The following is a 13,271-nucleotide window of genomic DNA, read 5'->3' on the forward strand; positions in this document are numbered from 1 at the left end:
CCCGCGAACTTCTAGAACATGTTCTAGTTTGTGTGGCAGGCTCGGGAGCGTGATCCTCGACCGCTTCCTCCTCACCGACACCGTCGCCATCGTCACCGGCGCGGGCCGCGGCCTCGGTGCCGCGATCGCCATCGGATTCGCCGAGGCCGGCGCCGACGTGCTGATCGCGGCACGCACCGAGGACGAGCTACAGAAGGTGGCCGCCGAGGTGGCCGCACGCGGTCGCCGTGCGCACGTCGTCGTCGCCGACCTCGCCGATCCCGACACGGTGGCCGGCCTCGCGCAGACCGCCGTCGACGAGTTCGGCCGCCTCGACACCGTCGTCAACAATGTCGGCGGTGCCATGCCGCGGCCGCTTCTCGACACCAAGGCGCGCCACATGACCGATGCCTTCACCTTCAACGTGACGACGGCGCACGCACTGACCACCGCGGCGGTACCGCATCTGCTGGCCACGGCCGAGGGCCCGGGGAACAGCGCCGGATCGATCATCAACGTCACCTCGGCGGTCGGGCGTGTTCCCGGTCGCGCATATGCGGCGTACGGCACCGCCAAGGCGGCGCTTGCCCACTACACGCGCCTGGCCGCGATGGACCTCAATCCCCGCATCCGCGTCAATGCCATTGCGCCCGGGGCGATCCTGACCTCCGCGCTGGAGATCGTCGCCGGTGACGACGGGATGCGCACCGCGGTCGAGTCCGCGACGCCGCTGCACCGACTGGGCGACCCGGAGGACATCGCCGCGGCCGCGGTGTACCTCGCCTCACCGGCGGGCTCATACGTGACCGGCAAGATCCTCGAGATCGACGGCGGCATCATCACGCCGAACCTGGACCTGCCGATACCGGATCTGTAGTCGGCTACGCGCGGGTCAGGGGCGCTGATTGCGCGCCGCCTTCTCCACGATGACGGCGATCCGGCGGGTCTTGGTGTCGGGTTTGCGGGCCATCGCGATCTGGGTCAGGGCGAACTTGCGCGCGCTCGGCGGGAAGGCGTCCCAGTGGGCCCGGGCGTCGGGCACGGCGTCGAGTGCCGCGGTGAGTTCCGGATGCTCGATGCCGGCCTCCGCGTCGTCGAGCAACGACCACAGGCCACGCGCCTTGGCATCGTCGATGACGGCCTGTCCCGGCGGTCGTATCCGGCCGGCGTCGAGCAGTTCGGTCACCCGCCTCTTGTTCGACGCGGCCCATGCGGAGTTGCGTCCGCGCCGGGTGAACCACATGCCGCGGCGGTGATCGTCGATCGTGCGGGTGTGGCCGTCGATCCATCCCCAGCACAACGCCTCGCGGACCGATTCGTCGTAATCGAGTGGTTCGCGGCCGGAGTCCTTGCGCCAGAACACCAACCAGACACCGGCCGACGAGGAGTGGTTCGCCGACAGCCAGGTGCCCCACTCCTCGATGGATGCGACGAGCAGGGTGGGGGCGTCGGGATCGGCCACGTGCTCACGCTAACGCCGAATCGACGGCGTCGGTACCCTGGTCGGGTGGACCAATTCCTCCACTACGCGACGGACTACTGGTGGCTGATCTTCCCGGTCGGCGGCGTCGTCGGGGGCTGGGCCGGTCACATCGCGCGGTACAACGAGAAGCGCCGCAAGGACAAGATCGAACTCGCCCGGATCAAGGCCACCGCGACGACCGAACAGATGCGGATCACCCAGGCCGACAAGGCCCAGGTGATCAAGGTGACCCGCCGCCACGACGAGATCAACGAGAAGTGGTTCCAGTACGAACTCGACCTGGCCACCCTCATCGAATACCCGATGCTCATCGACATGCGGGAACCGCTGACCCTGGCGTTCCATCAGGCCAAGGTGCGCGCCGACGACCTGCGTCCGGCGCCGGGGGAGACCCTCGATCCGCAGACCTTCGCCGACTACCGCGACGCCGTGCAGGTGTACGCGGCGTCGTTCGACGCCGCCGAACGCGAGGCTCGTCGTCGTAAGCAGTCCGACTTCTCACCCATCGAGCGCGAAACCCTCGACCGTGCCCGCAAACTCATCGCGGTGGCCGCCGATTCCGCGGCCACCCCGGCCGAACGTCAGGCCGCCTACCGCAAGGCCCGCACCGAACTCGACGGCCTCATCGACGTCCCGCAACCGGCCGCCGAGCAACTCGAACGGGGCATCGCCGGGGAATTGGAGCGCGGCCGCGAGTCCTGAGCTGGGAGTTACGCGCGCAACTCCCACCTGCGCGGAATGCATTGTGTGTATCTGGGAGTTTAGCATGTACTTGGATTCGGATGGCACCGAAACGCCGCGGCGTGCGTCCAATCCTGCATGACACTCTCACCGGCGCCTTCCCGCATCACCTTCCCAACCGACCCGCACGGCATCGTGTATCGAAAGACCGCACGCGAGCACGGCATCACCGACAATCAGCTCGCACGTGCGGTGGACCAGGGCCACCTCCGGCGGATCTGGCCGGGCGCGTTCCTCCCGTCCTCGACGGTCCTCGAGCATGAGCCGCTGCACCGCGCCCGCACCATCGCGGCCATGACGTGTAGCACCACCGATCATGTGGCCAGCCATACGTCGGCGGCGGTGCTGCACGGACTGTCCATGCTGATGCCAGATCTCGGTCGTGTGCATCAGCGCACCGGGACGGCCACCGGTGGCCGGGTAGATTCCTACCGGCACCTGCACAGCGGGATGCTCGACGAGTCCGACGTCGACCTCGTCGACGGATTCCCGACGACGTCACTGGAGCTGACCGCCATCGATCTTGCCTGTGGGGTAGGCGAATTCGCGCGCGCGTTGGCGGTGTTCGACTCGGCCCTGCGGTTGGGTGCCGACGCCGAGGCGATGGCCGAATCGTTGGAGCGACGACGAACCGGGGTGGGTCTCGCGCGCTTTGCGCTCGGGCATGCGAACGGACTGTCGGAGAATCCGGGCGAATCCTGGGGCCGCGGGCAGATGATCGTCGAACACCTGCCGCTTCCGATCCTCCAACGTGTCTACCTCGACGAGCGCGGTGAGTTCGTGGCCCGGTGCGACTCGGCATCCTCAAGAAGTGAGTTGCGCGCGCAACTCCCACCTGCACGGAATGCATTGTGTGTATCTGGGAGTTGGGCGTGCAGATGCGAGATCCGGCCGCTACTCCGTGTCCAACGCCCCCGCGAACTGGCTGCGGTAGAGCCGGCAATACGCGCCCTGTGCCGCCAGCAGTTCCTCGTGATTGCCCTGCTCGACGATGTGCCCGTCCTCCATCACGATGATGGTGTCGGCGTCGCGGATCGTCGAAAGGCGATGCGCGATCACGAAACTCGTGCGGTCGGCCCGCAGATTCGCCATCGCCTGCTGGATCAGCAGTTCGGTGCGGGTGTCCACCGAACTGGTGGCCTCGTCGAGGATCAGGATGGTCGGCCGCGCCAGGAAGGCCCGGGCGATCGTGATGAGTTGTCGCTCACCGGCACTCACGCCGCCACCCTCGTCGTCGAGGACGGTGTCGTAGCCGTCGGGCAGGATGCGGACGAAGTGGTCGACGTGACTGGTCATCGCGGCCTCGAGGACCTGCTCGCGGGAGGCGGTCGGGTCGCCGTAGGCGATGTTGTCGTAGATGGTGCCGCCGAACAGCCACGAATCCTGCAGCACCATGCCGGTGCGTTCGCGCAGGTCGTCGCGGGTCATGTCGCGGGTCTCCACACCGTCGAGGCGGATGGTGCCGGAATCGACGTCGTAGAACCGCATGATCAGGTTGACCAGCGTGGTCTTGCCCGCACCGGTCGGCCCGACGATGGCCACCATGTGCCCGGGTCGTGCCACCAGAGACAGATCCTCGATCAGCGGCTTGTCCTCGACGTAGCGGAAGGAGACATCGTCGAACTCGATGCGGCCCTTGTCCTCTGCCGGGCTCACCGGATCGCGAGGATCCGGGGTCTGTTCGTCGGCGTCGAGGATCTCGAAGATCCGCTCGGCCGAGGCCACGCCGCTCTGCATCAGATTGATCATCGACCCGATCTGGGTGAGCGGCTGGGTGAACTGCCGTGAGTACTGGATGAAGGCCTGCACCTCACCGAGGCTCAGATTGCCCGACGCCACCCGCAGCCCACCGACCACCGCGATCGCCACGTAGTTGAGGTTGCCGAGGAACATGATCGTCGGCATCACCATGCCGGAGATGAACTGCGCCCGCCAACTCGACTGGTAGAGCTTCTCATTGCGTTCGTCGAAGACCGCTTCCACCTCGGCCTGGCGGCCGAACACCTTGACCAACTCGGCGCCGGTGAACGCCTCCTCGATCTGCGCGTTCAGCTTCCCGGTGGACGACCACTGAGCGATGAAGTGCGGCTTGGATTGTCGCGCGATGATCGCGGTGGCCGCCACCGCGAGGGGCACGGTGATCACCGCGATCGACGCCATCAGCGGCGAGATCCAGATCATCACCACCAGCAGCGCGATCACCGTCAGAATCGAGTTGAGGAACTGCGAGATGGTCTGCTGCAGACTCTGCGACAGATTGTCCAGGTCGTTGGTGACACGGCTGAGCAGATCGCCGCGCGGGCTGGTGTCGTAGTAACGCAACGGAAGTCGGTGCACCTTGTCCTCGACGTCGGCGCGTAACCGCCGGATCGTGGCCACCACAACGATGTTCAGCAGATACGCCGCGACCCAGGACAGGAACGACGACGCGACATAGCAGACGAGGACGATCAGCAGCGTCTGTCCGACGGCGGTGAAATCGACGCCGACGCCGGGCGTCACATCCATCGACGAGATCATGTCGGCGACGGTGTCCTGCCCCCGCTCGCGCAGCCCGTCGATGGCCTGCGCCTTGGTGATCCCCTCGGGGAGTGCCTTGCCGATGACACCGTCGAAGATCAGGTTGGTGGCGTGACCGAGGATGCGCGGTGCGATGGCGAGCAGGATCACCGACCCGACGATCGCGGTCAGCACCGTCACCATCCGCAACGGGTAGGCCATCAGCAGCCGCACCAGACGCTTCATCGACGGGCCGAACGAATGCGCCTTCTGCAGAACGGGTCCGGCCATCATCGGGCCGCGTCCCGGGCCGGGAGCGGCCGTGGGTCCCGAGCCGGGTCCGGGGCGGGTCATGCCGGTTCTCCGATCGACAGCTGCGAGTTCGCGATCTCCGCATACGTCTCACACGAGGTCAGCAGTTCGTCGTGACGACCGAGCCCGACGACGTGACCGCGATCCAGGACAACGATCTGATCGGCGTCGACGATCGTCGAGATACGTTGGGCGACAATGATCACCGCAGCATCCGCGGTGGCCGGACGCAGTGCCGCACGCAGTTTCGCGTCGGTGGTGAGGTCGAGTGCGGAGAACGAGTCGTCGAACAGGTACACCGCCGGCCGGCGGATGAGGGCCCGCGCGATCGCCAACCGCTGCCGCTGCCCGCCGGATACGGTGGTGCCGCCCTGCGCGATCGCGGTGTCGAGCCCGTCGGGCATGGCCGCGACGAACTCCTCGGCCTGCGCGATCCGCAACGCCGCCCAGATCTCCTCCTCGGTCGCGTCGGGTTTGCCGTGCCGCACGTTGGAGGCGACCGTCCCGGAGAAGAGGTACGGCCGCTGCGGCACGAAACCGATGACCGACCGCAACTCGTCGGGGTCGAGGTCGCGGACGTCGGTGCCGCCGACGCGGACCGCGCCGTCGGTGACGTCGATGAGCCGGGGCACGAGTGCCATCAGGGTGGTCTTGCCCGAGCCGGTGGACCCGACGATGGCGGTGGTGGTGCCGGCGGACACGGCGAAACCGATGTCGCTCAACACGTTCTCGTCGGCACCCGGGTAGCGGAACTCGGCGCCGACGAACTCCACCGACGACGGCGCCGCCGCGAAACCGGTCGCCTCGGCGGGTGGGCGGACCGATGTCTCGGTGTCGAGGACCTCGCAGATGCGCTCGGCGCAGACGGCCGCGCGCGGCGCCATCATCGCCAGGAACGACGCCATCATCACCGACATCATGATCTGCATGGCGTAGCTCATCATCGCGGTCAGGGCGCCGATCTCGGTGCCGCCGTCGACGACGGCGTGCCCGCCGAACCAGATGATCGCCACGATCGTCACATTGGTGATCACCATGACCACCGGGAACATCAACGCCATCATCCGGCCGACCCGCAGGGTGGCGTCGCTGAGCGAGTCATTGGCCACGCCGAAGCGCTGCGTCTCATACCGTTCCCGGACGAAGGCGCGGACCACGCGGATACCGGTGATCTGTTCCCGCAGTACGCGATTGACGGTGTCCAGACGTTCCTGCATGGCGCGGAACCCGGGGATCATCCGCGCGATGATCAGCGCCATCGTGACACCCAGGATCGGCACCGCGATGAGCAGCACCCACGAGAGGCCCGGCGCCACATAGACACCCATCACGATGCCGCCGATGCACATGATCGGGGCCATCACCAGGATGGCGGTGCTCATCACGATCAGCAGTTGCACCTGCTGGACGTCGTTGGTGGTGCGGGTGATCAGCGACGGTGCGCCGAAGGTGCCGATCTCGCGTGCGGAGAACGTGTTGACGCGGTGCAGCAGGTCGTGGCGGATGTCGCGACCGGCGCCGAGGGCGGCGCGGGCACCGTAGTACTGGGCGATGAGCGTGCAGATGATCTGCGCGAACGCGACGGCCAGCATCACCCCGCCGATGCGCAGGATGTAGTCGGTGTCGCCGCGTGAGACACCGTTGTCGATGATGTCGGCGTTGAGGGTCGGCAGGAACAGCATCGCTGCGGTCGCGATGAGTTGCAGCACGATCACCGCGACGATGTTGACCGGGTACCGCGCCAGGTATGTCCGGATCAGTCGCGTCAGCATGGGCAGGTCACCTCACGACGCTAGCAACAGGCCCACCATCTCGGCGAATGGTTTGCCGGGCACTCGTCAGAGCACTCGTCAGAGGCCGCTCAGAGCAACCCGAGTTCACGCGCCGACTTGGTGAGCTGATCGCGGTGTTCGGGGGCGGCGATGGCGATCAGGGCCGCGGCGCGCTGCCGCAGTGACCGGCCGCGCAACTCCGCGATCCCGTACTCGGTGACCACGTTGTCGATGGTGTTCTTGTGGGTGGTCACCACGCTGCCGGGACTCAACTGCGCCGAGATCCGGCTCTTACCCTTCGACGTGGTGGCCCGGGTGACGAGGAATCCCTGTCCGCCCTCGGAGTACTGCGCGCCGCGGGCGAAGTCCACCTGACCGCCCGACCCCGACCAGTAGCGGCCGCCGATCGTCTCGCTGGCCGCCTGCCCCATCAGATCCACCTCGGTGGTCGCGTTGATGGAGACCACATTGGGTTCGTCGCCGATGAGCCGCGGATCGTTGGTCTGATCCACCGGCAGCAGCGCGATGCCGGGGTTGTGGTCGATCCAGTCGTAGAGCTCCCGGGTGCCGAGACAGAAGGTGGCCACATGCTTGGCCCGGTGGTGTCGCTTGCGGGCTCCGGTGACCGCGCCGGACTGCACCAGACGCATCACGCCGTCGGTCAGCACCTCGGTGTGAATGCCCAGATCGCGGTGGCCCGACAACAGCTCGGCGATCTTCTCGGGCACGTTGCCGATACCGAACTGCATGCACGCGCCGTCCGGGATCCGGTCCACGATGTTCTCGGCGATGGCATGATCGCGCGGGTCGTCGCCGGCCGAATGTGCCTCGAAGAGAGGGCGATCCACCGCCGTCCACCCCACGATCTGGCTGATGTGGATGTGGTTCTCGCCGTAGGTGTGCGGCATCTGCTCGTTGGCCTCGAGGAAGAACGGCATCTCACCGATCAGCGCCGCGCAGTACTCGGCGTTGGTGCCCAACGAGAAGTAGCCGTGCTCGTCGGGCATGCTCGCGCTGGTGATCACCAGCTTGGGGCCGGTGAGCGCGCGCATCAGTGTCGGGGTTTCGGAGAAGTGGCTGGCCACCAGGTCGCAGGTGCCGTTCCAGAACGCCTGCCGGGTGGCCGGCGCCAGAAAGTAGTCGACGTGGCGCAGTCGATCGCCGAACTCGCCGCGGATGTAGGCGCGTTCCTCGATCGCACTCATCCGGTGCACCCGGACCCCGGTGAGTTGCTCGTTCCCCGCCTCGATCGCATCGAGCAGGGCGGTCGGTTCGGCCGCGTAGAGCGGGGCGATGAGGTTGGCGCCCGGCGGGATGTGTTCGAGAACCCGCTCGGGCTCCACCGGCATGGCCACGGCTGAGGTGGGGGACATGCGTCGAGTGTGACTCAGGCGTTCGTGAGTGCGACGGCGGCCTCGCCGGTGTAGGTGAGGTAGGTGAACGACTCCTGGAAGTACAGGTTGACGGTGTCGGCGTCGTGCGAGTCGTATCCGATGGACACGTCCTGGCCGATCGTCAGCTCGAAGTCGCCGCCCCGGGTGGACACCACGAAGGCGCCGGAAATGGCCGGGGCCCAGACGATTTCGCCGTCGATTAGCCGTTTGATGTGCTGGCTGATCGGGTAGCCGTGATTGGAGGTCTCGTTGATCAGGTTGTAGACGTCGGCCGACACCGCGATCGAGTAGGGGCCGTCGATCGACGCGAGCTTCAGTGTGGAGAGTGCCTGGCTGAACGCCTCCGGGTAGTCCCGCACATCCTCGGGCAGTGCGATCGGGGTGGCGGTGGCCGACCGGATGCCGCTGATCCCGGCGGCGTCGTACCCCTCGAAGATGGCGCGGTCCTCGGCGAGGGCGAGCTGCCGGGCCGCCTCGACCACCGGATCCCAATCGGAATCCTCGGCACCGCGGTCGACGTCGTCGATGGCCTCGCGGGTCACCGTGAACGGCACCTTGAGTTCCACCAGCGGCTGCACGTGGCGCTGGAACGCCAGGATGCCGTCGGCGGGCGAATCGATCTTGGAGCGGTGGCCGCGCGTCACCGACGACGCCTCGAGTCCCAGGGGGCCCTTCACGTCGACGATTCGCCGTCCGGCGATGTTGCGCTTGAACGACCGCGTCGCCTCCTCTTCGATGGCCGCCCACGCCGAATCGGAGATGGGGGCGAGTTCGCGATGCAGGTTGTTCATGGTGACTCTCCTGGTTGTCGGATCGGGATGTGGTGGATGTGCCGGTTCAGCGCAACGTGATTCAGCGCAGGGAGCCGATGCCGAGCGAACCGTCGGCTGGGCGGGAGGCGCTCGGCGGGGTGGGTTCAGGGGTTCCGGCGGTGTCGGCGGGGTGGTCGTCCTCGTCGGCGGTCTCGGCCAGTGGCGCGGCGGGCAGGTCGTCGAGGAAATCGGTTGTCGGAGTGAAGAATTGCGATCCGGTGACCGCGGTGGTGAAGTCCAGCAGGCGGTCGTAGTTGCCCGGCGGATCACCGATGAACATCTTGCGCAGCATCTCCTCGGTCACGTCGGGGCCCGCGGAGTAGGCGATGTAGTAGGTGCCCGCCTCGCCCGCACCCGACACGTCCCCGTACGGCATGTTGTCGCGGACGATGTCGATCTCCTCGCCGTCGGCGTTCTCCACGACGTTGAGCGCGATGTGCGAGTTGCTCGGCTTGACGTCGTCCGACATCTCGATGTTGTCCGACTTGGTGCGGCCGATCGCGTCTTCCTGATCGGCCACCGAAAGCGCATTCCACGCGGCGAAGTCGGTGACATACCGCTGGATGGCCACATAACTGCCGCCGGCGAAACCGGGGTCCTCGTCGCCGACGGTGATCGCGTCGATCGCGGCCTGCCCGACGGGATTCTCTGTACCGTCGACGAATCCGATGAGATCGCGCAGATCGAAGTACCGGAAGCCGTGCACCTCGTCGACGACTGTCACCGCGTCACCGAGCGCCGTCATCGCCAGCCGGCCCAACTCGTAACACAGGTCCATCTGATCGGCCTTGATGTGCAGCAGCAGGTCCGCGGGTGTCGCCGGTGCGGTGTGTACCTCGCCCTCGTAGACGACGAAGGGGCGCAGTGAGCGTGGCCGCGGGCCGGCGAAGAGTCGGTCCCACGCGTCGGACCCGATCGAGACGATCCCGGCGAGTGCCTGTTCGGGCGCCCGCGACGACACCGAGTTGATCCGCGAGCCGAGTTCGCCGAGGAAATCCCGGACCGTGCTCTCGCCGCCCTCGTTGATCGTCATGACGAGGAACAAGGCTTGTTTGGTCTTGCGGGTCAGGATCGTCTGCGGCACAGGCACGTAATTCAGCCTATCGGAGTGGTACGGGTCGCGTGGTCACTCAGGGCACCCTGTGAAAGTTGAGGCCAGGCAATCCTTTTCGGGGCGTACATCGGTGGTTCATCCCCGGGCCACCGCGCGTCCGGCGGCCCGGCCGGAGAAGATGCAGCCACCGAGGAAGGTTCCCTCCAGTGCGTTGTAGCCGTGCACCCCGCCGCCACCGAAACCGGCGACCTCACCGGCCGCATAGAGGCCCTCGAAGACGGTGCCGTCCGGGCGCATCACCGCCGAATCGAGATTGGTCTCCAGTCCGCCGAGGGTCTTGCGGGTGAGGATGTTCAGGCGCACCGCGATCAGCGGGCCGTGATCCGGGTCGAGCAACTTGTGCGGCTTGGCCACGCGGGCGACCTTGTCACCGAGATATTGACGGGCGTTGGTGATGGCCATCAGCTGTGCGTCCTTGGAGAACTTGTTGTCGACGTCGGCGTCGCGGGCGGAGATGATGCGCTCGATCTTCTGCAGATCGAGATCCGGACCGCGTGTGATCGTGTTCATCTTCGCGACCAGCGCGGCGAGGTTGTCGGCCACCACGAAGTCCTCGCCGTGCTCGACGAACGCCGCCACCGGAGCGGGTGCGCCCCTGGCGAGGCGGCTCTTGGCGGCGAACTTCAGGTCCTTGTTGGTCAGATCCGGATTCTGCTCCGATCCCGAGAGCATGAACTCCTTCTCGATGATCGACTGCGTGAGGATGAACCAGGAGTAGTCGTATCCGGTCGACAGGATGGCCTTCATCGTCGAATTGGTGTCGAAACCGGGGAAGTTGGGCGGCGCCAGGCGATCACCGTTGGCGTCGAGCCACAACGACGAGGGGCCGGGGATGATGCGGATCGCGTGATCGGGCCAGATCGGGTCCCAGTTGATGATGCCCTCGGTGTAATGCCACATGCGATCGCGGTTGACCAGGCTGGCACCGGCCGACTCGCTGATCGCCAGCATCCGGCCGTCGACGTGCGCGGGCACCCCCGAGATCATGAACCGCGGGGCCGGACCGAGCCGCTCGACGGGCCAGTTCTCGCGGATCAGGTCGTGGTTGTGGCCGATGCCGCCGGAGGTGACGATGACGGCGTCGCCGCGCACCTCGAAATCGCCGATCACCTCGCGGCTCGACGCCTTCCCGCGTTCGAGGTCGGTCGGCTCCAGGACGGCCCCGCGCACGCCGACCGCCACGCCGTCGTCGACGACGATCTCGTCGACGCGGTGCCGGAAACGGAATTCGACGAGCCCACGACGTTCGGCCTGGAGCACCGGTTCGGCAAAGATGCGGACGACCTCCGGGCCGGTACCCCAGGTGAGGTGGAAACGCGGTACGGAATTGCCGTGACCGTCGGCAAAGCCACCGCCTCGCTCGGCCCAGCCCACCACCGGTGCCCGCAGTCCGAGGTCGTGTAGGTACTGGCGCTTCTCGGTGGCCGCGAACTCCACGTAGGCGCGCGCCCACTGCCGCGGCCAGTAGTCCTCGTCGTCGCGGTCGAAACCGGCCGATCCCATCCAGTCCTGCAGCGCCAACTCCGCCGAGTCGTGGACACCGAGGCGTCGTTGTTCCGGGGTGTCGACCAGGAACAACCCGCCCAGTGACCAAAACGCCTGGCCACCGAGGTTGTTGCGGTTCTCCTGATCGATGAGGATCACCCGGCGCCCGGCCTGGGTGAGTTCATAGGTGGCGACGAGTCCGGCCAATCCGGCCCCCACGACGACTGCATCGGCCTGCTGCTCGGTCACTGGATCTCCTTTGGAAGGGTCGATCATGACCTTATCGGGGTGCCCGGAACCGGTGTGACCAAGTCGACGCGAAACCGTGATAGCTGCAGGTGACGCCGGTCACCCGGGTGCGGCAGGATCGGAGAAAGCACGCGGAGTTCACTTTCCTGCCTTTGCCGCTGTGTTATCGAGCCGTTACTATCGGCCGCGACGGGGTTCGTCCCGGGCGGCACGCCGCCGTACCCCCGCACCATGCCCATATGAACGCGCCCGCTCGGGTCACGATCGTAAGGAAAATCGAATCTCATGCTGACTCGCGCCCGTAAGCGCCTGGTGGCCGCAATGGTGGCGGTCGCCGCCATCGGCGGTGTCACCACGGTCGCCGCGCCGGCCGCACACGCAGCCAACGGCTGCAGTGTCGAGCGGGTGTACTCCCCGGCCATGCACCGCAGTGTGCCGGTGTGCATCGTCTCTGCCGGCGGTAGCAACAAGCCCACCCTGTACCTGCTCGACGGTCTGCGCGCCCCGAACAACAACAGCGGCTGGCTGATCAACACCAACGTCGCCAGCTGGATGGCCGGCAAGGGCACCAACGTCGCCATCCCGTTCGGCGGCGGCGGCAGCTTCTACACCGACTGGCAGTCCCCGGACCCCAAGCTGGGCGTCAACAAGTGGGAGACCTTCCTCACCCGTGAGCTGCCCGCCTACATGGCCAAGAACCACGGCAGTGACAACCGTCGCAACGGCATCGCCGGCCTGTCGATGTCGGGCACCTCGGCGCTGAACCTCGCGTCGCGGCACCCCGGCTTCTACGACGCGGTCGCGTCCTACTCGGGCTACCCGACCGTCACGATGCCCGGCTTCACCCAGGGCATCCAGGCCTCGGTCGCCGACATGGGCGGCAACCCGAACAACATGTGGGGCATCTACCCGGCCGGTGAATGGTTCCAGAACGATCCGTTCCTGTCGGCGGGCAACCTGTCCGGCAAGCACGTCTACGTCTCCGCCGGAACCGGCATGGGCAGCAAGTACGACTCGTCCATCACCCCGGGCAGCGCCAACTTCAACCCGGTGCACTTCGCCCAGATGGTGCCGCTCGAGGTCGCCGCGTCGACCAGCAGCCAGCTCTACATCGCCCGGCTGCGCACCCTGCCGATCCACCTGACCACCCGGATCACCCCGGATGGCGACCACTGGTGGACCTACTGGGACGACACCTTCAAGCAGTCCTGGGCCACCACGTTCGCTCCCGCGTTCTTCTGATCCGCGGATAGGAACCTGGGACCCAAACCAGTTCAACCACAAGGGCCGGTGATCATCACGATCACCGGCCCTTGTTGTTGTGTGTGGTTGTCGTGTGTGGGTTGGTTCCGCTTTCGGTGGGTACCGGCGTCACCTCTGTCGGTGAGGCTGGAGCGCTCGCAACGGCTCCCAGCGGATCGTGCGGGGGTC

At 66.8% G+C, this 13,271-nt stretch carries 11 protein-coding genes; 3 read left to right on the forward strand and 8 right to left on the reverse strand.

The window, feature by feature from the left end; all coding sequences use genetic code 11:
- Positions 1-49 precede the first annotated feature (49 nt).
- A complete protein-coding gene (locus tag ACWDPV_RS08905) occupies positions 50-856 on the forward strand; it encodes an SDR family oxidoreductase (protein WP_449742636.1) in 807 nt (268 codons plus the stop codon).
- Between the two features lie 15 nt (positions 857-871).
- Here the strand turns inward: ACWDPV_RS08905 and ACWDPV_RS08910 are convergent, their stop codons facing one another.
- On the reverse strand, positions 872-1,441 hold the full coding sequence (locus tag ACWDPV_RS08910) for a YdeI/OmpD-associated family protein (protein WP_348806542.1): 570 nt from the start codon (positions 1,439-1,441) through the stop codon (positions 872-874).
- Positions 1,442-1,486: 45 nt separating this feature from the next.
- Here ACWDPV_RS08910 and ACWDPV_RS08915 point away from each other — a divergent pair, with 45 nt between their 5' ends.
- The gene (locus ACWDPV_RS08915) at positions 1,487-2,164 is read left to right on the forward strand and encodes a hypothetical protein (RefSeq protein ID WP_449742637.1); all 678 of its coding nucleotides are present in this window, start codon (positions 1,487-1,489) and stop codon (positions 2,162-2,164) included.
- A gap of 537 nt (positions 2,165-2,701) precedes the next feature.
- On the opposite strand, the gene ACWDPV_RS08920 is transcribed toward ACWDPV_RS08915, so the two are convergent.
- From ACWDPV_RS08920 to ACWDPV_RS08950, 7 genes are all read right to left on the reverse strand, one after another.
- A complete protein-coding gene (locus ACWDPV_RS08920) occupies positions 2,702-2,869 on the reverse strand; it encodes a hypothetical protein (protein ID WP_449742638.1) in 168 nt (55 codons plus the stop codon).
- Positions 2,870-3,097: 228 nt separating this feature from the next.
- Complete coding sequence (locus ACWDPV_RS08925; protein WP_449742639.1) at positions 3,098-5,056, reverse strand: ABC transporter ATP-binding protein; 1,959 nt, start codon at positions 5,054-5,056, stop codon at positions 3,098-3,100.
- On the reverse strand, positions 5,053-6,786 hold the full coding sequence (locus ACWDPV_RS08930) for an ABC transporter ATP-binding protein (protein ID WP_348806539.1): 1,734 nt from the start codon (positions 6,784-6,786) through the stop codon (positions 5,053-5,055). The genes ACWDPV_RS08925 and ACWDPV_RS08930 overlap by 4 nt, the downstream gene beginning before the upstream one ends.
- A gap of 89 nt (positions 6,787-6,875) precedes the next feature.
- Entirely contained in the window at positions 6,876-8,159 is a 1,284-nt protein-coding gene (locus tag ACWDPV_RS08935) for an acetyl-CoA hydrolase/transferase family protein (protein WP_348806538.1), read from the reverse strand.
- 14 nt (positions 8,160-8,173) lie between these two features.
- Entirely contained in the window at positions 8,174-8,971 is a 798-nt protein-coding gene (locus tag ACWDPV_RS08940; protein WP_348809688.1) for a family 1 encapsulin nanocompartment shell protein, read from the reverse strand.
- Between the two features lie 61 nt (positions 8,972-9,032).
- Positions 9,033-10,082 carry a Dyp-type peroxidase gene (locus tag ACWDPV_RS08945; protein ID WP_348806536.1) on the reverse strand — a complete coding sequence of 350 codons (1,050 nt, stop codon included), beginning with the start codon at positions 10,080-10,082 and terminating at the stop codon, positions 9,033-9,035.
- A gap of 99 nt (positions 10,083-10,181) precedes the next feature.
- Complete coding sequence (locus tag ACWDPV_RS08950; RefSeq protein WP_348806535.1) at positions 10,182-11,840, reverse strand: FAD-binding dehydrogenase; 1,659 nt, start codon at positions 11,838-11,840, stop codon at positions 10,182-10,184.
- A 285-nt stretch (positions 11,841-12,125) separates the two neighbouring features.
- On the opposite strand from ACWDPV_RS08950, the gene ACWDPV_RS08955 reads away from it, so the two are divergent.
- Complete coding sequence (locus ACWDPV_RS08955) at positions 12,126-13,082, forward strand: alpha/beta hydrolase (protein WP_348809687.1); 957 nt, start codon at positions 12,126-12,128, stop codon at positions 13,080-13,082.
- Positions 13,083-13,271: the final 189 nt, after the last annotated feature.

The sequence above is a fragment of the Gordonia sp. NPDC003504 genome, from assembly GCF_053587995.1.